We start from the raw sequence: 19,351 nt of genomic DNA, 5'->3' as shown, positions 1-19,351 counted from the left end.
CTTCAGGATCCCCATGAGCCAACCGGTTTTGTTTGAAGAACTGGCCACGCAGAATGGCCGCCGTATCGGCGTCGCCACGCTGGCTTCCGAAAAAACCTTGAATGCGCTGTCGCTCGACATGGTGCATCTGCTGACGCCGCAGCTACGCCAGTGGGCCAGGGATCCCGAGATTGCGATGGTGCTGTTGCAGGCGCAGGGCGAAAAAGCCTTTTGCGCCGGCGGCGACCTGCAGAAGATCTACACCAGCATGCGCGAGCACCACGCCTCGCCGGCGCGCGACGACATTCGCGGCAATCAATACGCGGCTGACTTCTTCGAACACGAATATCGCCTCGATTACGAAATCCATACCTATCCCAAGCCGATCCTGTGCTGGGGCCACGGCATCGTCATGGGCGGCGGCATCGGCCTGATGGCCGGCTGCAGCCACCGCGTGGTCACCGAGCGCTCGCGCCTGGCCATGCCGGAAATCACCATCGGCCTGTATCCCGACGTCGGCGGTAGCTGGTTCCTGAGCCGCACGCCTGGCAAGCTGGGCGCTTTCCTGGCGCTGACCGGCGCGCTGATGAACGCGGAAGACGCCAAATTCACCGGACTGGCCGATTACCGCATCGCCCACGCCGACAAGCAAAAGGTCATCGACGCCCTGCAACTGCAGAATTGGGGTGACGGCGACGACGCCGCCGTTCTCGGCCGGGTCCTGCAGCAAGCCGAGCGCGACGTCGCCGCCGATGTGACGTTCGCACCTTCGGCGCTGCGCGAGAATTTCGATCTGATCAATACGCTGTGCAGCGGCCAGACCGTGCCCGACATCGTCGACGCGATCCTGGCGCACAAGAGCGACAACCCGTGGCTGCAAAAAGCCATTGCCACGCTGACCGCCGGCGCCCCCGGCTCGGCTGCGCTGGCGCTGGAGTTGCAACGGCGCGTGCGCCACATGTCGCTGGCCGAAGTGTTCCGCCTGGAATTCGTGGTGACGCTGCACTGCGCGAGGCGCCCGGATTTTGTCGAAGGCATCCGTGCGTTGATCATGGAAAAAGACCACCAGCCGAAGTGGAATCCGGCGCGCCTGGCCGACGCCACACCGCAATGGGTGGACGGCTTCTTCGTCGATCCGTGGCCGGCGAGCGAGCATCCGCTGGCGGACCTGGTCTGACCGACTCTGCCCGACTTCCTCTGATTCTGATTACACCGTAGACGCCTGCAGCCGCTGCTGCAGGCGATCCAGCGTGCGCACGAAAATCTGCGGATCGTCGACCGCGCGCGCCAGCACCAATGCACCTTGAATTCCGGCCAGGATTTCCTCGGTCAGGCCGGCGGCTTCGTCGGGCTCATAGCCGCTGCGTTGCAGGGCTACATGCAGCGCCGCCGCCCAATCCACAAAGTAACTCTTCACCTTGTCGGCAAAACGGTCACGCACATTGACCAGCGCAAACACGCCGACCAGGCACACCTTCCTGCCCGACAGAAAATACCGTTTCACTTCGTTGAACATGCGATCGATGCCGGCCACGGCGTCGGCGCTCTCGCGCAAGGGGACGTACACCTCGCGCTGGAACCAGCCGTCGATGTGGCTCAGCACGGCGTTCGCCATTTCGTCCTTACCGCCCGGGAACAGGTTGTACAGGCTGCCCTTGCCGAGACCGGTGCCTTCGGTCATGCGCGCCAGGCTGGCGCCTTCATAACCGTAGGCGCGAAAAATCTCGGCCAGCACCGGAATCAGTTCGTCGCGTTGCGTACCTGCCGCCATTACAGGCCGAGGTCGCTCAGGCTGGGGTGATCGGCCGGACGCGGCGCCGATTGATCCCAGTGGAATTTGCGGTCGCTTTCCTTGATCGGCAGGTCGTTGATCGAGGCATGGCGCGCGCGCATCAGGCCGTGTTCATCGAACTCCCAGTTTTCATTGCCGTAAGAGCGGAACCAGTTGCCCGAATCGTCGTGCCATTCGTAAGCGAAGCGCACGGCGATGCGGTTGCCCTCGAACGCCCACAATTCCTTGATCAGGCGATATTGCTGCTCGCGCACCCACTTCTTGCTGAGGAAGGCGACGATGGCGGCGCGGCCCTGGACGAAGTCGGCGCGGTTGCGCCAGCGGCTGTCTTCGGTATAGGCCAGCGAGACTTTTTCGGCGTTGCGGGTGTTCCAGCCGTCTTCGGCGGCGCGGACTTTCTGGATCGCGGTGTCGCGGGTGAACGGTGGAAGCGGAGGGCGGGATGTGGTCATGTGTGCACCTGTGTCTGAATGGGGTTAGGCTACGGATGAAGGTTTTGTACCGATCGGTAAATAAAGTCTAGTGCGGCCTCAACACGGAAGCAAGCCGAATTAATCCAATTGCCGCTGCATCGAACTGTGCTTCATCCGGCGCCGGCGAACTGTGTACTTTAGCTCTCCGAAAGAAGGCGCATGAGTAAAAATTGTTATCAGTCATCAGATGACATTAAAGCAAGTCATTCTTTTTCTGGGTAGCAGTCGCAGCAAGGCTTTCGAGGCGATCTGTTGCCTATGTAAGGTGATCTCGGAGATGAAAAAAATAGCGCCATAAATCTCCTTGCGTTCAAAATTTTCATGTTGTACGATGACTGTCAATTAAAAATAACGATATGCCGGAGACACACCGTGACTGCTTTGACCTTGCTTGCGTTGTCCAGTATCTGATGTTCCGTTCCGTGCGCCGCGATGACGGCGCGCTGAAGTTGTTGTTCCTTCTTTGCTGAGTCGGCATCGTCTTGCCTCGCGCGGATTCAATCCGGGTGGCGTCGCGTCGTCTGCTTGGCGTCGGTAATTCAACCAGTGACGATTCATGACCATGAGCGATTTGCAAGATCAGGTACGACCCTTTAAACGCCTGCTGCTGACCGGCGCCGCCGGCAATCTCGGGCAGGTGCTGCGTGAGCGGCTGAAACCGTGGACCGAGGTGGTGCGCCTGTCGGACATCGGCGACCTTGGCGCAGCGGCACCCGGCGAAGAAATCGTTGCCTGCGATCTGGCCGACAAGGCCGCCGTGTACGACATGCTGGAGGGCGTCGACGCCGTGCTGCACTTCGGCGGACGTTCGCTGGAAGCGCCGTTCGAACAATTGATGCATGCCAACATCCAGGGCACCTACAACCTCTACGAAGGCGTGCACAAGCGCGGCATCCGTCGCGTGATCTACGCCAGCTCCAGCCACGCGGTCGGTTACTACCCGACCACCGAGCACATCGACGCCGACAGTCCGTTGCGGCCCGACGGCTTGTACGGACTGACCAAGTGTTTTGGCGAGTCGCTGTCGCGCTATTACTTCGACCGCTTCGGCGTGGAGACGGTGTGCCTGCGCATCGGCTCTTGCTTTCCGGAGCCGCGCAACGCACGCATGCTGGCGACCTTCCTGAGCTACGAGGACTTTGTCGAACTGGTGCGCTGCGCGCTGTTCACGCCGCGCGTCGGCCACACCATCGTCTATGGCGTCTCCGACAACCGCATAGCCTGGTGGGACAACAGCAAGGCCGGTCATCTCGGTTTTGTGGCGCAGGACAGCGCCGATGCATTCGCCGAACGCTTCCCTTTCAGCGGCACCTGGCCGGCAGCGGACGACGCCGGTAATTTCCAGGGCGGGCCTTTCATCCTGGCCGGTCCGCAATACGAATAGAAAACACACTATGCAAGTTCTCCCGCTCAACGATCAGCGCTACGACGTCGCCGAAAGCCCGTTCTGGCACGCAGCCCAATCGGCCTGGTACTGGGTCGACATTCCGCGCAAGCTGATCTGCCGCCAGACCGCTGACGGTACTTACCAAGAATGGCAGTTGCCGGAAATGGTCGCGTGCATCGCACCGGATACCGGCGGCGGCCTGATCGCCGGCATGCACACCGGCATTTTCAGCGTGCAGTTGCAGGACGACGGTCACGTGCAATTGAACAAGCTGGGTCAGCCGGACGGATTGCAAGCCGACCAGCGCTTCAACGACGGTCGTTGCGATCGCCAGGGACGTTTCTGGAGCGGCGTGATGTGCCTCGACATGTCGCTGGCGCGCGCCGACGGCAAGCTGTATCGCTATGACGGCGCGGGTTTGTCGGCGCCGGTGGTGGATGGATTGATCGTGCAGAACGGCCTGGCCTGGTCACCCGACGGCAAGACCATGTATCTGTCGGATTCGCATCCGACGAGCCGGCTGGTCTGGGCCTTCGACTATGACCTCGACAGCGGCACACCGTCGCGCCGGCGCGTATTCGCCGACCTCAATCAACACCGCGGCCGTCCGGACGGGGCCGCCATGGATGTCGACGGCTGTTACTGGATTTGCGCCAACGACGCCGGCTGCCTGTTGCGTTTCACGCCGGACGGCAGGCTTGATCGTACGATCGAACTGCCCGCTAAAAAGCCATCCATGTGCGCCTTCGGCGGCGAGGACATGAAGACCATGATCGTCACCAGCATCAGCCTCGGCGCGCCGCAAGGCGACGAAGGTGCCGGCCGTGTCTGGACGTTGAATCCCGGCGTTGCAGGCGTGCCGGACACACCGTTTGCGAAAGGATAGCGCCACCAGACATCGCAGCGGGCAGCACAGGACAGGCATCAGACGCAACCAAAAGTAGACCTACATAAAACTACAGGAGACATGATGAACACGACCAACGCATCCAAACGACAATTCCTCAAGACCGGCCTGGCCATCGGCGGCGCCGCAGCGGCCGGCTTGTCCGGCAATCTCGCCTTCGCGCAGGACAAACCGCTGGTCACGCTGCGCATGTCGTCGACCTTGCCGCTCGACGCCAACTCGGCGCACTACGTCTGGTACAGCCGCTTCGCACAGAATCTGAAGACTGCGGTCGGCAACAAGATCGTCGTCAATTATTTCCCCAGCGACCAGCTCGGCAAGGAGTCCGACGTCGTCAACCAGGTGCGCATCGGGAGCGTCGACATGATGATCTCCGGCTCGTCGATCTGGTCCACCACTGTGCCGGAAATCGGCGTGCTCGACATGGGTTATCTGTTCGCCAACCTCGATCATTCCGGTCGCGCGCTGGACGGCAAGGCCGGCGCCATCCTCAGCAAGATGATGTATGACCGCGTCGGCGTGCAGGTGCTGGGCTGGGCTTACTCGCTGGGTGCGCGCAATGTGTTCACCAAGAATCCGGTGCGCAGCGTGGCCGAGTTGAAGGGCATCAAGCTGCGCGTACTGCCGGTGAAGAATTTCATCAGCACCCTGCGCTACATGGGCGCGGTGCCGACGCCGATTCCGTTCGGCGAGATCTACACCTCGCTGCAAACCGGCGTGGTCGATGGTTTCGAGCACGATGCGCCGACCGCATTGGCGGGGAAATTCTTTGAAGTCGCCAAGTATTGCGCGCTGACCCAGCACATCTACAATCCGCAGACGCCGGTGATCAGCAAGCGCTCGTTCGCGCGGATTCCGGCCGACCTGCAAAAGGCTTTCCTCGACGCCGCCACCGAGGCGACCAACTACCAGCGCCAGCGCGCCGCCGACATGGAGCGCGATGCTTTCGAAAAACTCAAGGGACTTGGCCTGACGGTCTCGACGGTGGACCGTGAAGCACTGCGCAAGGACGTCGCGCCGCTGTGGGGCGAGTTCACCACGCAATATCCGGCGGTCAAGCCGGTGGTCGACGAGATCGTTGCTGCACGCGGCTGATCCCGCGCGCAACGGAAGGAAACCCAAGGAAGCCATGATGAAAACGATCACCGCGCCGCTGGCGTCGCCCGAAGAAGCTGCCGCAGTCGAAAATGCAATTCAATCGCTGCATGCTTCGCCCAACGATGTAGTCGACTATCCGCGCCTGCAACGCGCGCTGGAACTGGCTTCGGCAGCAGTGCTGGCGGTCGACGTGCTGGTGGTGTTCTGTTCGGTAATCTGGCGCTACGCCTTGCACGATCCGCTGGAATGGTCGGAAGAAGTGGCGCGCGCGCTGATGATCACGCTGGTGTTCTTCGGCGCCGCCAGCGTGCTGGGGCGCAGTCGTCACGTCGGCATCGACAGCCTGCGCGGGGTGTTTCCGAAGTCGTGGTTGCCGTACGTGCTGCGGCTGTGCGACTGGGTGATCGCCTTCGTCTCCATGTCGCTGGCCTATACGACCTGGCTGCTGCTGGAAATCTCCAACGACCAGACCACGCCATCGGGTCTGCCGCAGACGATCTTCGTCTTGCCGGTGCTGATCGGGAGCCTGCTGTTGTCGGTGTTCGCAATGACGCACGCGCTGAAGAAATTTGGTCGACATGCGCTGGTGTCGGGTCTGATCGGCGCGGTGGTGGTCGGCGGCGTGCTGGCGCTGCAAACATTCTGGCCGGATCACGCGCTGCGGCCGATGCACGTCTTGTTGTTCGGCTTCCTGTTCTGTCTGGTGGCGGGCGTGCCGATTGCATTTGCGCTGACCTTCGGCGCGCTGATGTTCTTCCTGCTGGAGCCGACCCTGTCGGTGATGGTGTTCGCGCAGCAGGTCGCGGCCGGCTCCGATCACTTCGTCATGCTGGCGGTGCCGTTCTTCATCCTGGCCGGCATGGTCATGGAATGCAACGGCATGTCGTCGCGCCTGATCGAGCTGCTGCTGCGCATGTTCGGCCGCCTGCGCGGCGGCCTGAACCTGATCATGGTGACGGCGATGGCGTTCTTCTCGGGCGTGTCGGGTTCCAAGCTGGCCGACGTCGCGGCGGTGGGCGGCATCCTGATGCCGGCGGTGCGCCAGACCAGACAGAATCCGAATGAAGCCGCCGGCCTGCTGGCCGCCTCGGCCATCATGGCGGAAACCATCCCGCCCTGCATCAACATGATCATCCTCGGCTTTGTCGCCAACCTGTCGATCGGCGGGCTGTTCCTGGCCGGGATCCTGCCAGCGCTGGCGATGGCCATCGCGCTGTGCGTCATGGCGTATTACACCGGCCGCAAGGTCGACGTCAGCGTGGTGTTCATCAAGCCGCGCCCGCTGGGCAAGCTGATCGGTGGCGCGCTGGTCGGGCTCATCATGATCGTGATGATCGGCAAGGGCGTCGCCTCCGGGATTGCAACCTCGACCGAGATTTCGTCCTTCGCCGTAATTTACGCCATCGTGGTCGGCTGGCTGGCGTTCCGTGAACTCAATCGCAAGGTGCTGGTCAAGCTGTTCGTCGACGCCGCGTCGATGTCGGGCATGGTGCTGTTCATCGTGGCCGCCGCCAGCAGCGTGGCATATGCGCTGACGGTGGAGCAGATCCCGCATGCGCTGGCAGAGCTGATGGTGACCCTGGCGCACGAGTACGGCAGCTGGATGTTCATCCTGATTTCGGTGCTGGCGCTGATCCTGTTCGGCGCGGTGCTGGAGGGGGCGCCGGCGCTGATCATCTTCGGACCGCTGCTGACGCCGATTGCGGTGCAGCTTGGCTACAATCCGCTGCACTTCGCCATCATCCTGGTGATTTCGATGGGTATCGGCCTGTTCTCGCCGCCGTTCGGGCTGGGCATGTACGCGACCTGCGCGATTGCGCAGGTGCGCCTGCAGGACGTGGTAAAACCTTATCTGAAGTATCTGGCGATCCTGCTGGTCACGCTGGTGGTGATCATCGTCTGGCCGGATCTGAGTTTGTGGTTGCCGCGCCGGTTTGGCTTTTCCTGAGATTTTTTCAACTGACGGCGCCTGTCCGCGGGCGCGCATTTACTACAAGTACATTATGGATACGCAAAAGGACACACAAAAAATCAAGGCTGCAGCTGCGTTGCTGCTGGCTGCCCGCAATCACGAAGTGGCGCTGGCGCGTTTGCCGGACGAGTACGTGCCGGTCGATGCCGTCGAAGCTTACGCCGTGCAGGATCAGGTGTCGGAAGCGTTGGGCGAGGTCGGCGGCTGGAAGGTCGGCGCCAAGGCTCCGGGTGCACAACCCAGCTGCGCGCCGATGCCGGCGCAGTTCATCTTTGCTGCGCCTTATCATTTCTTCGATTTGCTGACCGCCGGTTCGCGCGGCATCGAGGTCGAGATCGCGCTGCGCATGAAGCACGACCTGCCGCCGCGCAGCACGCCTTACAGCGAGGAGGAGGTGGTGGCGGCGGTGGCCACGGTGCATCCGGCGATTGAGCTGGTGTCCTCGCGCTATACCGAATATCCGGCCGCCAACCCATTGGCGGGTCTGGCCGACGCGCTCAGCAATTGCGCGTTCATCTACGGTCCGGGCCGCAGCGACCTCGGCCAGATCGATCAGAGCATCCAGCACGCCGAGCTGTATTTCAACGGGCTGGAGGTCGCCAGGACCGTTGGCGGCAATCCGGTGGTCGATATCTGGCCGCTGGTGACCTGGCTGGTCAATCATCTGTGCGAGCGTTGCGGCGGGATCAAGGCGGGTCAGTTCGTGACCACAGGGTCATGCACGGGCCTGCTGTTTGCCGACAAGGGCAGCAGCGTCAACGCCCTGCTGCAGAACATCGGCAAGGTCGACATTTCTTTCGCACAGGCGTAAGCGCAGGCATGGCCGGTTTGGCTGCTGAACGTGGTTGCGTAGTGTAGGGGGAGGGTACGACGATAGGGTGCAGCAGGAGAGGGAAAAACCGGCGATCCGACGTACAGGATCGCGGCGAAAAACAATGTATTTGAATGCCGTGAACTCCAGGTTCACAGCATTCAAATCGAACAATTATTTCTTCTTCTTGTTCACTGCTTCTTTGAACGACTTACCAGCGGAGAACTTCACTGTAGTTGCAGCAGCGATCTTGATCTCTTCACCAGTTTGTGGGTTACGGCCGGTACGAGCAGCGCGCTTGCCTGTGGAGAAAGAACCGAAACCGACCAGTTGCACTGTGTCGCCCTTGGTAACTGCCTTGATGATGTTTTCAACGACGGAGTCCAGGGCACGTTGTGCAGCAGCCTTCGAGATTTCAGTATCAGCAGCGATTGCATCGACCAATTCGGATTTGTTCACTTTAAAATTCCTTTCACTGTTAAGGTGCCGAGATTTTAGCATTGGAATGCGCCTACTCCGCAAGCCCCATCTGATGTTTAATTGAATTGTGATGATCTATTTCATGTGAATTTCATCGGATTGAAAGAAACGCGATGCGCAGTGGATGTTTTTTCGCGTTTGCATTTCCATTTTTCGTTGTCGCGGATTTTTTCGTCGTCAGTTTTTTGAGGCATACTGCGGCAGCCGTGAAATTTTTTTTGACAATGTTCTCGTCGATTTGTCGTGTTCACCCGCGTTGATGTTTTTTGATTGCCTGCAAAATCCCTTCTTCAATCGCTCAGTAGTTTACTGACCGGCCTCCTCCCCAGAACCCGTGCGGAATTCGAGATAAACACATGTGTATATCTCAAGTGGAACATTCAATTAATTTCCTAAGTCCTTCATTCTGGACGAAAAAGCGCTTTTGGATGCATTTTAAGTAAGTGCGCTAAGTCTTTGACTTTATTAAACAAATCCCTGTTTTCACCCCTGAATATCGCTTGACCTGTATTAGTGCATCCTCTAAAGTGGGCGGCAGTGTGAAAAAGTGTTTTTTTGTGGGGTATTTTCGGATTCCTTGCATCGGAACGCTGTTTTCAAGCATGCCAACAGCGACAGCAAAAAGGGTCAAACACAGTGTTTCAGGGTGCGTCATCAATCAATCTCGATGCCAAAGGACGGATGTCTATTCCGGCCAGGCACCGTGACGCCCTGGCGGTTCAGTGCGAAGGACGGGTCACGCTGACACGTCACCCGCACGGTTGCCTGCTGTTTTTCCCGCGTCCGACCTGGGAAAGCCATCGTGAACAGATCGCCGCCTGGCCGATGTCGGCGCGCGCCTGGCAACGGATTTTCCTCGGCAATGCCTTCGACGTCGAACTTGATTCGGCCGGCCGCATCCTCATCGCGCCGGAATTGCGCTCGGCCGTGGGCCTTGAGCGCGACGTCATGTTGCTGGGCATGGGCAGCCATTTTGAAATCTGGGATGCCGCCAAGCTGGCCGAGAACGAATCGGAAGCTGTAGCAGCGGGCATGCCGGACGTGTTGAGCAATTTTTCCTTCTGACGGCGCGACGCGATGACTTTGCAATCGGTGCCCGATTTGCAGCACCGCACGGTGCTGTTGGATGAAGCGGTAGATGCCCTGGCGATCGAAGGTGTGCGCGCCGACGGCGTCTATCTGGACGGTACGTTCGGTCGCGGCGGCCACAGCCGCAAGATCCTTGAGCGCCTGAGCGCGCGCGGACGCCTGATTGCGTTCGACAAGGATCCGATGGCGATCGCCACGGCGCAGACCATTGCCGATCCGCGATTCGCGATCGTGCATGACAGTTTTGCCACGCTCGATGAAGCGTTGGCGCAGCACGGCGTGACGCATGTCGACGGCGTGCTGATGGATTTGGGTATTTCTTCGCCGCAGGTGGACGACGCGGCGCGGGGTTTCAGTTTCAGGTTCGATGGCCCGCTGGACATGCGCATGGATACCACGCGCGGCGTGTCTGCAGCGGAGTGGCTGGCAACGGCGGAAGAACAGACGATAGCAAAGGTGATACGAGAATATGGGGAAGAACGGTTTGCTCTTCAGATTGCAAAGACGATTGTTGCTCGCCGGGCAGTCGAGCCAATTTCAACCACACGACAGCTTGCCGCGCTCGTGGCACAAGCCGTCAAAACCCGCGAGAAAGGCAAAGACCCGGCCACTCGTACCTTTCAGGCTGTACGGATTTTCGTCAATCAAGAGCTTGAAGAACTCGAGATAGGACTGGAAAAAGCATTTCGGCAGATGGCGCAGTATGGGAGATTGGTTGTGATCAGCTTTCACTCGTTGGAAGATCGCATCGTCAAGCAGTTCATGGCATCCAAAGCCCATGTGCCGCAGCCTGACCGCCGCCTGCCGATTCGTGCGGTCGACCTGCCGCAACCCCTCGGAAAGCTCCACTCACGCATCAAGCCGAGCGACGCTGAAGTCGCCGGTAACCCACGCGCACGCTCCGCCGTGATGCGCTCGCTCGAACGTACCGTCGAGGCGGAATCGTGACCGGCCGCCTGAGCTTCGCCGTCACCATCGTGCTGGTGCTGTGCGCGCTGTCGCTGGTCAACGCCCAATACCAGGCGCGCCGTCTGTTCATCGAACTGGAGCGCGCGCAATCTTCCGCGCGCCAGCTCGACATTGATTGGGCGCAGCTGCAGCTGGACCAATCCACGCTGGGCAAAAATTCCCGCATTGAAGCACTGGCGCGGCGCGATCTCAACATGATCTCGCTCACGCCGGAGCGAACGCAGTATCTGACGGTGAGGGGCAAATGACCCGCATGCCGCCCCGCACCAACGTCGCCGGAGGGCGCGTCGCCGCCTCGCGCGGCGTTGCCTTTTCTGCCAGCCCGGTCTTGCAGGTCAAGATGCCGGCCTGGCGTTCGCGCGTGGTGTTGTTCGTGCTGTTCATGGCGTTCCTGACACTGGCCGGCCGCGCCTTGTGGCTGCAGGGCATGTCCACCGATTTCCTGCAGAAGCAGGGCGCGTCGCGCTACGCGCGTACGCTTGAGTTACCGGCCACGCGCGGCAAGATCACCGACCGCAACGGCCAGGTGCTGGCTTCGTCGGTGCCGGTCAAGGCGATCTGGGCGATTCCCGACGACGTCCAGGAAGCGCCCAAGGACAAGCTCCGCGATCTGGCCAAATTGCTTGGCATGAGCGACGCCGAACTGCGCAAGAAACTCGACTCCGATCGCAACTTCGTTTATCTGAAGCGCCAGGTCGAGCAGGACACCGCCGACAAGATCGTCAAGCTCGGCATCGCCGGCATCGAGACGCGCAAGGAGTACAAACGCTTTTATCCCGAGGGTGAAGTCATGGCCCACGTGGTCGGCTTCACCAACGTCGAAGACACCGGGCAGGACGGCATGGAGCTCGGTTCGCAGAAGACCCTGGCCGGCGTGACCGGCAGCCGTCGCGTGATCAAGGATCGTCTCGGCCGTATCGTCGAGGACATCGAAGCCGTGCGCGAGCCGCATGACGGCAAGGACCTGACGCTGTCGATCGACAGCAAGATCCAGTACATCGCCTTCACGCAACTGAAAGAAGCGGTCGAAAAGAACAAGGCCAAGGCCGGCGGCATCATCGTGGTCGACGCGCGCACCGGCGAAGTGCTGGCGCTGGCCAACCTGCCGACCTACAACCCGAATGACCGCTCGGTGCTGACCGGCGCGCAGTTGCGTAACCGCGTGCTGACCGATACTTTCGAACCGGGTTCGACGCTCAAGCCGTTTACCGTGGCGCTGGCGCTGGACACCCACCGCGTCACGCCATCGACGGTGTTCCAGACCTCGCCCGGCAAGATGACCATCGGCACCGCCACCATCGGCGACTCGCACGCGCACGGACCGCTGACGGTCGCGCAGATCATCGAGAAGTCCTCCAATATCGGTACTGCCAAGATCGCGCTGGAAATGCCGGCCCAGGAAATGTGGGAAATGTTCACCAACGTCGGCCTCGGCCAGCAACCGAAGTTCGGCTTCCCGGGCGCGGTCGCCGGCCGCGTGCGTCCGTATAAAGCATGGCGTCCGATTGAACAGGCGACGATGAGCTACGGCCACGGCATCTCGGTCTCGCTGATCCAGCTGGCGCATGCCTATACGATTTTTGCCCGCAACGGCGACCTGATCCCCTTGTCGTTTACCAAGGTCAACGATTCGCCGATCGGCCAGCGCGTGATCTCTGAAAACACCGCGCTGCAGATGCGCCGCATGCTGGAAACCGTGGTGGCGCCGGGCGGCACCGCACCGCAGGCGCAGGTGCCCGGCTATCGCGTCGGCGGCAAGACCGGTACCGCATACAAGATCGAAGGCGGCAAGTACGTGAAGAAATATGTGTCGTCCTTCGTCGGCATTGCGCCGATGTCCGATCCGCGCCTGATCATCGCCGTGATGCTGGATGAGCCCAGCGCCGGCAGCCACTTCGGCGGCACCGTCGCCGGTCCCGTCTTCGCCAGCGTGACGGCCAACGCCTTGCGCGCGCTCAATGTCGCACCGGATTCCAGCGTGACCAACATCATCATTCCAAAAGACGCCTTAGAGGAGAGCATGTAATGCCTGCGACCATGCTTTCCGCGCAAAAAATCGTGACCTGGCTGCAGGGCGTTGCCGTCGCGGGCGCGAATTTGACTGCTGACTCGCGTCGCGTGCAGGCGGGCGATATCTTCTTTGCCTATCCCGGCGACAGCGCCGACGGCCGTCTTTATATCGCCGACGCCGTCGAGCGTGGCGCTGCTGCCGTGGTCTATGAAGAAGCCGGCCATGATTGGGATGAAACACAAGACGGCGTACCCCACTTGGGTGTGCGCGGACTCAAGCACCTGGCCGGCTTTGCGGCCAACGCCTACTACGGGCAACCGGATAAGGAAATGTTCACCGTCGCCGTCACCGGCACCAACGGCAAGACCTCGTGCTCGTACTGGCTCGGCATGGCGTTGTCGCGTCTGCAAGGCGCCTCTGCATCTGCTGCGCCGGCTGCCGTAGTCGGCACGCTCGGCGTGGGCATGTTCCAGGACGGCAAGCCGCATGCGTTCGACGTCACCGGCTACACCACGCCGGACGCAGTGCTGCTGCAGCGCAAGCTGTCCGACCTGCGCACCGCGCGTGCATCTGTGCTGGCGATCGAAGCATCGTCGATCGGTCTCGACCAGGGGCGCATGAACGGCCTGCACGTGGACGTTGCGTTGTTCACCAATTTCACGCGCGACCATCTCGATTACCACGGCGACATGATCGCCTACGAAGCAGCCAAGATTCAGCTGTTCGATTCGCCCGGTCTGCAGCACGCCGTCATCAATCTGGACGACCAGATGGGACAGCGGTTGATCCCTTATGTGCAAGCGAAGAACATTCCGATCATCGGTTACTCGCTGGGCGACGCTACCGTGGATGAATCGCTGGAAGCCGTGCCCGTGTTGCGCGCTTCGGCGATCCGCAGCACCCACGCCGGCACCAGCTTCCACATCGAGTCGCCATTCGGAACCGGCCAGGTCAAGACGCAACTGGTGGGGCAATTCAATGTCAGCAATGTGCTCGGCATTCTCGGCGTGATGCTGGCCAAGGGCACCGGCTGGGATGCCGCGCTGGCGGTGATCGCCACGCTGACGGCCGTGCCCGGGCGCATGCAGCAGTTCGGCGGCCAGGAAGTGCCGCTGATTGTGATCGACTACGCCCATACGCCTGATGCACTTGAAAAAACCTTGCTCGCCTTGCGCCAGGTTGCCAATCAACGCGGCGGCGAACTGTGGTGCGTGTTCGGCTGCGGCGGTGATCGCGATCCGGGCAAGCGTCCGCAAATGGGCGCGGTTTCCGAGCTGTCCGATCACGTGATCCTGACCAGCGACAATCCGCGCAGCGAAGATCCGGCCGTCATCATTTCGCATATCAAGAGCGGCATGACGCGGCTGACGCCGCATGTACTGGCGGACCGCGCCGGCGCGATCCTGTGGGCCGCGCGTCACGCGGTCAAGCAGGACGTCGTGCTGCTGGCCGGCAAGGGTCACGAGACCTTCCAGGAAATCGCCGGCAAGAAATATCCCTTCCTCGACGCCGACCACGTTGCGCTGGCATTGGCTGCGCGCGCCACCATGATGGGAGGCGCGTGATGCATGCAACGCTTGAACAATTGAAGCAGTGGCTGGACGGCGCGACCGTGCACAACGACGCCGGTGCATTGGCAGACGTGTCCATCAACGGCGCCACCACCGACAGCCGCGCGGTCGTGCCCGGCAACCTGTTCATCGCCTTGCGCGGCGAGCGCTTCGACGCCCATGATTTCCTCGGCGCGGTGGCGGCCCAAGGCGCCGCAGCGGTGGTGGTCGAGCGCGTGCCGGCCGGTCTGAAGATTCCCGCCATCGTGGTGCCCGACACCCGCGTTGCGCTGGGGCAGATCGCACGTCACTGGCGCCAGCAATTCAAGTTGCCGCTGATCGCCGTGACCGGCAGCAACGGCAAGACCACTGTCAAGGAAATGATCGCCTCGATTCTCGCCGCCGATTTCGGCGAGGACCGCAGCATGGCCACGCGCGGCAACTTCAACAATGAAATCGGCGTACCGCTGACGCTGTTCCGCCTGCAGCCGCAACACCAGGCGGCAGTGGTCGAGCTCGGCATGAATCATCCCGGCGAGATCGCCGTGCTGGCCGAGATTGCACGACCGACGCTGGCGTTGGTCAACAACGCGCAGCGCGAGCATCAGGAATTCATGGCGACCGTCGAAGCCGTGGCGCGTGAAAACGGCGCGGTGTTTGCCGCCTTGCCGGCCGACGGCGTCGCGGTGTTCCCGGCGGAAGACGACTACGCCTGGGTCTGGCGCGAGATCGCCGGCGCGCGTCCGGTCATCAGCTTTGGCCTGAATCCGGATGCCGACGTCAGCGCCACATATCAGATACGAGAATTCGGCAGCGCCATCGCCGTCAACGCGAACATTGGTGGTCGCTCGCAACAATTCGGCATCAAGCTCGCCGCCGTCGGCGAACACAACGTGCGCAACGCCCTGGCCGCAACTGCCTGCGCGCTGGGCGCGGGCATCGCCGCCGCCGCCATCGTGCGCGGACTGGAAGCCTTCGCGCCGGTCAACGGCCGCCTGCAACGCAAGACCGCCGCCAGCGGTGCGCTGGTGATTGACGACACCTACAACGCCAATCCGGATTCGGTGCGCGCTGCCATCGATGTGCTGGCGCAAACCGCCTCGCCGCGTGTGCTGGCGCTGGGCGACATGGGTGAGGTCGGCAACGAAGGTCCCAAATTCCACCGCGAAATCGGCGCCTATGCGCGCGAACGCGGCATCGAGCATTTCTTCGGTTTCGGCGACGCCATGCGCGACGCCATCGAGGTATACAACAGCGTGCCGGGAGCAGCATTCCCGGCGCGCCATTTCGACACCGTCGACGCCATCGGCGCCGCAACCGAGGAGGTTGCCGTCGCCGCCGCGACGGTGTTGGTAAAAGGTTCGCGTTTCATGAAGATGGAACGCGTTGTGCAGCATTTGGTCGGGGCGCAGCTGCAGACCGGGGCGCCACTTCACCAGGAGACTCATTAACATGCTGCTTTGGCTGGCTCAGAATTTTCAGCAGGATTTCAGTTTCCTGCGCGTTTTCAACTTCATCACCTTCCGCGCCGTGTTTGCGACGCTGACGGCGCTGTTGATCGGCCTCGTCGCCGGTCCGGCGGTCATCCGCATGCTGACCTTGCTCAAGGTCGGCCAGGCCGTGCGCACCGACGGCCCGCAAACGCACCTGATCAAATCCGGCACGCCCACCATGGGCGGCGTGCTGATCCTGATCGGCATCGGCATTTCGACGCTGCTGTGGGCGGACCTCAGCAATCGCTTCGTCTGGATCGTACTGATTGTCACGCTCGGCTTTGGCACCGTCGGCTGGGTCGACGATTACCGCAAGGTGGTCTACAAGGATCCGAACGGCATGCGTTCGCGTGAAAAGTATTTCTGGCAATCGCTGATCGGTCTGGTGGCGGCGTTCTACCTGGCGTTCTCGGTGTCCGAAGTCAGCAACATGAAGGTGCTGGATCTGTTCTTCGCCTGGGTGCAATCGGGCTTCAACCTCGACCTGCCGCCCAAGGCCGATCTGATCGTGCCGTTCTTCAAGACCGTCAGCTATCCGCTGGGCGTGTGGGGCTTCATCGCGCTGACCTATTTCGTCATCGTCGGCACCAGCAATGCGGTCAACCTGACGGACGGCCTGGATGGCCTGGCGATCATGCCGACCGTGCTGGTCGGCGGTGCGTTGGGCATCTTCGCTTACCTGACCGGCAGCGCCAGCTATGCCAAATATCTGTTCATCCCGCATATTCCGGGCGCCGGCGAATTGCTGATTTTCTGCGGCGCGATGGCCGGCGCGGGCCTGGCTTTCCTCTGGTACAACGCTTATCCCGCGCAAGTGTTCATGGGCGACGTCGGCGCCTTGGCGCTGGGCGGTGCGCTCGGCACCATCGCCGTGATTGTGCGCCAGGAAATCGTGCTGTTCATCATGGGCGGCATCTTCGTGGTGGAGACGCTGTCGGTGATGATCCAGGTAGCGTATTTCAAATTTACCAAGAAGCGCTACGGCGTTGGTAAACGCGTTCTGCTGATGGCGCCGTTGCACCATCACTATGAACAAAAGGGTTGGAAAGAAACACAAGTCGTGGTGCGCTTCTGGATCATCACGATGATGCTGGTGCTGTTCGGTCTGTCGACGCTGAAATTGCGTTGAGCGGATCACTTTAGAAAGACTCAGGTAATAAAGAATGAATTACGTCGATAAACACGCTCTGGTGCTCGGACTCGGTGAATCCGGTCTGGCGATGGCGCAATGGCTGGTCCATTGCGGCGCGCGCGTGCGTGTGGCCGACACCCGCGACGAGCAGGCCGTGGCCGAGCGTCTGGCGGCATTGCGCGCAGTGTCCGGCGATATCGAATTCGTCGGCGGCCAGGCCTTGTCGGCCGGTTTGCTGGACGGCGTCGACTTCGTCGCCGTCAGCCCCGGCCTGGCGCCCGGACGCGAACTGGCGGCCGTGTCCGCCGCCGCGAGCGAACGCAACATCCCGCTGTGGGGTGAAATGGAATTGTTCGCGCAAGCCCTGGCGGCATTGCGCGAAGAGCGCGCCTACGCGCCGAAAGTATTGGCCATCACCGGCACCAACGGCAAGACCACCGTCACCAGCCTGACCGGCATGCTGTGCCGTCGCGCAGGGTTGACGACGAAGGTCGCCGGCAACATCAGCCCGGCCGTGCTGGATGTCCTGCGCCAGGCGCTGATCGACGACGAAGCACATGCCAAGGTGGTTGCCGAGCAATTGCGCATTGAACAGGAAGCGGCAGCTTTGCAGGCCGAAGCCGATGCCGTGGAAGCGGAAAAGCTGGCCGCGGAAGTTGCACAGCAAGCCGCCATCGAGGCCGCCGAAGCTGAGCGGAAGGCGGCCGAAGAGGCTGCACTTGCAGCAGCCGCGTCGGCGCAGATGGAGTTGCGCGAGCAGGAAGAAGCAGCCGAATTGCAGGCTGCGATCGACGAAGCCGCAAATGAATCGAAAGAAGCAAACGCACCGGCGACACAGGCGGCACTGATCGAGGGCGACGCCGTGCTGAGCGTCGAGGCATCCGCCGATCCTGACGCGGACGCGGACTCAAACTCGGCCACGGTCGAAGGTGACGCGCAGCAAGAAGCCATCGCCGATGCCGAGGTTCAAGCGGCGCAGGATGAGTTCGAACAAGAATCGGCCATGCCTGAAGTTGTACCTGCCGACGAAGAAGACACGACGCCGTTGCAACTCGAACTACCGCCGCCGGAGCCCGAAAAAGTCTACACCGGCATCCTGCCGCAAGCCTGGGTGCTGGAGTTGTCGAGCTTCCAGTTGCATTCGACGCACAGCCTGCAGCCCAGCGCCGCGACCGTGCTCAACGTGACCCAGGATCATCTCGACTGGCACGGCGACATGGACGCCTACGCCGCCGACAAGGCCAAGATTTTCGGCGACGGCACCGTGCGCGTGCTCAACCGCGACGATGCTCTGGTAATGCAGATGACCAAGCCGGGCGCCATCGTTTCCAGCTTCGGCATGGGCGAACCGACGAAAGCCGGCGACTTCGGCCTGGTCGATGAAAACGGCATGCTGTGGCTGGCCAACGCCGTCGTCATCGAAGATGAAGAAAAGCCCGAAGGTCGCCGCCGCAAGAAGGATCCCAAGGAAGTGGTCGAGCAGCCATTCCAGCTCAAGCGCCTGATGCCCGCCGATGCCTTGCGCATTCGCGGCCTGCACAATGCGCTCAACGGTCTGGCCGCGCTGGCGCTGTGCCGCGCCGTCGACCTGCCGCTGGCGCCGCTGCTGCACGGCCTGCGCGAATACACCGGCGAGCCGCACCGCGTCGAGCTGGTCACGACCATCCAGGACGTCGAATATTACGACGACAGCAAGGGCACCAATGTCGGCGCTACTGTTGCCGCGCTCAATGGCCTAGGTCACGGCGGCAAACCGAATCGCCTGTTGCTGATCGCCGGCGGCGAAGGCAAGGGACAGGATTTCGCGCCGCTGGCCGAACCGCTGGCGAAATACGGCCGCGCCGTGTTCCTGATCGGTCGCGATGCCGGCGCCATCCGCAGCGCCGTCACCGACAGCGGCGTCGAACTGATCGACTGCGCAACGCTGGAAGAAGCCGTCGAGAAAGCCGGCGCCATGGCGCAGGGCGGCGACGCCGTGCTGCTGTCGCCGGCGTGCGCCAGCTTCGACATGTTCCGCAACTACGGGCATCGCGCCGAAGTCTTCGTTGACGCCGTGCGTGAGCTGGCCTTGTCGCGTGGCGAGGTGATGTGATGAAACTGACGCTGCCCTCGATCACCGGCTGGTTCGGCGCCAAGGATGAACCTGGCGTGCGCGGTAGCGCGCGCTCGGGCAGCAACAGCGGCAGCCTGAAGGGCATCAGCGGCATC

Annotated in this window: 17 protein-coding genes; 14 read left to right on the top strand and 3 right to left on the bottom strand. The window is 61.7% G+C overall.

Going from position 1 to position 19,351, the window contains the following annotated elements; all coding sequences use genetic code 11:
- Positions 1-13: 13 nt before the first annotated feature.
- Positions 14-1,156 carry an enoyl-CoA hydratase/isomerase family protein gene (locus tag E4P32_RS18485; protein ID WP_116435760.1) on the top strand — a complete coding sequence of 381 codons (1,143 nt, stop codon included), beginning with the start codon at positions 14-16 and terminating at the stop codon, positions 1,154-1,156.
- A gap of 30 nt (positions 1,157-1,186) precedes the next feature.
- Here the strand turns inward: E4P32_RS18485 and E4P32_RS18480 are convergent, their stop codons facing one another.
- Together E4P32_RS18480 and E4P32_RS18475 are read right to left on the bottom strand one after the other, a co-directional pair.
- Entirely contained in the window at positions 1,187-1,750 is a 564-nt protein-coding gene (locus E4P32_RS18480; protein WP_116435759.1) for a TetR/AcrR family transcriptional regulator, read from the bottom strand.
- Complete coding sequence (locus tag E4P32_RS18475) at positions 1,750-2,223, bottom strand: nuclear transport factor 2 family protein (RefSeq protein WP_116435758.1); 474 nt, start codon at positions 2,221-2,223, stop codon at positions 1,750-1,752. The genes E4P32_RS18480 and E4P32_RS18475 overlap by 1 nt, the downstream gene beginning before the upstream one ends.
- A 577-nt stretch (positions 2,224-2,800) precedes the next feature.
- On the opposite strand from E4P32_RS18475, the gene E4P32_RS18470 reads away from it, so the two are divergent.
- The 5 genes from E4P32_RS18470 (at position 2,801) to E4P32_RS18450 (ending at position 8,419) form a co-directional block, all read left to right on the top strand.
- Positions 2,801-3,628 carry an NAD(P)-dependent oxidoreductase gene (locus E4P32_RS18470; protein ID WP_116435757.1) on the top strand — a complete coding sequence of 276 codons (828 nt, stop codon included), beginning with the start codon at positions 2,801-2,803 and terminating at the stop codon, positions 3,626-3,628.
- 10 nt (positions 3,629-3,638) lie between these two features.
- Positions 3,639-4,517, top strand: a complete 879-nt coding sequence (locus tag E4P32_RS18465; RefSeq protein ID WP_116435756.1) for an SMP-30/gluconolactonase/LRE family protein — start codon at positions 3,639-3,641, stop codon at positions 4,515-4,517.
- A gap of 84 nt (positions 4,518-4,601) precedes the next feature.
- The gene (locus E4P32_RS18460; protein WP_116435755.1) at positions 4,602-5,633 is read left to right on the top strand and encodes a TRAP transporter substrate-binding protein; all 1,032 of its coding nucleotides are present in this window, start codon (positions 4,602-4,604) and stop codon (positions 5,631-5,633) included.
- Positions 5,634-5,670: 37 nt separating this feature from the next.
- Complete coding sequence (locus E4P32_RS18455) at positions 5,671-7,584, top strand: TRAP transporter large permease subunit (RefSeq protein WP_116435754.1); 1,914 nt, start codon at positions 5,671-5,673, stop codon at positions 7,582-7,584.
- 55 nt (positions 7,585-7,639) lie between these two features.
- Positions 7,640-8,419, top strand: a complete 780-nt coding sequence (locus E4P32_RS18450) for a 2-keto-4-pentenoate hydratase (RefSeq protein WP_116435753.1) — start codon at positions 7,640-7,642, stop codon at positions 8,417-8,419.
- A gap of 174 nt (positions 8,420-8,593) precedes the next feature.
- Here the strand turns inward: E4P32_RS18450 and E4P32_RS18445 are convergent, their stop codons facing one another.
- On the bottom strand, positions 8,594-8,878 hold the full coding sequence (locus E4P32_RS18445; RefSeq protein WP_007880659.1) for an HU family DNA-binding protein: 285 nt from the start codon (positions 8,876-8,878) through the stop codon (positions 8,594-8,596).
- Between the two features lie 657 nt (positions 8,879-9,535).
- Here E4P32_RS18445 and mraZ point away from each other — a divergent pair.
- From mraZ to murD, 8 genes are read left to right on the top strand one after another with little or no spacing between them, the layout of a single operon-like run.
- Positions 9,536-9,964, top strand: a complete 429-nt coding sequence (gene mraZ, locus E4P32_RS18440; RefSeq protein WP_116435752.1) for a division/cell wall cluster transcriptional repressor MraZ — start codon at positions 9,536-9,538, stop codon at positions 9,962-9,964.
- Positions 9,965-9,976: 12 nt separating this feature from the next.
- Positions 9,977-10,936 carry a 16S rRNA (cytosine(1402)-N(4))-methyltransferase RsmH gene (gene rsmH / locus E4P32_RS18435; protein ID WP_116435751.1) on the top strand — a complete coding sequence of 320 codons (960 nt, stop codon included), beginning with the start codon at positions 9,977-9,979 and terminating at the stop codon, positions 10,934-10,936.
- Positions 10,933-11,205 carry a cell division protein FtsL gene (gene ftsL / locus E4P32_RS18430; protein ID WP_116435750.1) on the top strand — a complete coding sequence of 91 codons (273 nt, stop codon included), beginning with the start codon at positions 10,933-10,935 and terminating at the stop codon, positions 11,203-11,205. The genes rsmH and ftsL overlap by 4 nt, the downstream gene beginning before the upstream one ends.
- Complete coding sequence (locus tag E4P32_RS18425) at positions 11,202-12,983, top strand: penicillin-binding protein 2 (protein ID WP_116435749.1); 1,782 nt, start codon at positions 11,202-11,204, stop codon at positions 12,981-12,983. Before ftsL ends, E4P32_RS18425 begins: the two co-directional genes overlap by 4 nt.
- Positions 12,983-14,533, top strand: coding sequence for a UDP-N-acetylmuramoyl-L-alanyl-D-glutamate--2,6-diaminopimelate ligase (locus E4P32_RS18420; RefSeq protein ID WP_116435748.1), 1,551 nt, complete (start codon positions 12,983-12,985; stop codon positions 14,531-14,533). Before E4P32_RS18425 ends, E4P32_RS18420 begins: the two co-directional genes overlap by 1 nt.
- Complete coding sequence (gene murF, locus E4P32_RS18415; protein WP_116435747.1) at positions 14,533-15,969, top strand: UDP-N-acetylmuramoyl-tripeptide--D-alanyl-D-alanine ligase; 1,437 nt, start codon at positions 14,533-14,535, stop codon at positions 15,967-15,969. The genes E4P32_RS18420 and murF overlap by 1 nt, the downstream gene beginning before the upstream one ends.
- A gap of 1 nt (position 15,970) precedes the next feature.
- Positions 15,971-17,140, top strand: a complete 1,170-nt coding sequence (gene mraY, locus E4P32_RS18410; RefSeq protein ID WP_016835724.1) for a phospho-N-acetylmuramoyl-pentapeptide-transferase — start codon at positions 15,971-15,973, stop codon at positions 17,138-17,140.
- A 34-nt stretch (positions 17,141-17,174) separates the two neighbouring features.
- Positions 17,175-19,235, top strand: coding sequence for a UDP-N-acetylmuramoyl-L-alanine--D-glutamate ligase (gene murD, locus E4P32_RS18405; RefSeq protein WP_116435746.1), 2,061 nt, complete (start codon positions 17,175-17,177; stop codon positions 19,233-19,235).
- Positions 19,236-19,351: the final 116 nt, after the last annotated feature.

Origin of the sequence: Herbaspirillum sp. 3R11 (assembly GCF_004563925.1) — a bacterium.
GTDB lineage: Bacteria > Pseudomonadota > Gammaproteobacteria > Burkholderiales > Burkholderiaceae_D > Herbaspirillum.
The sequence above is the reverse complement of the archived record's forward strand: the minus strand, read 5'-3'. Positions and strand labels throughout refer to the sequence as shown.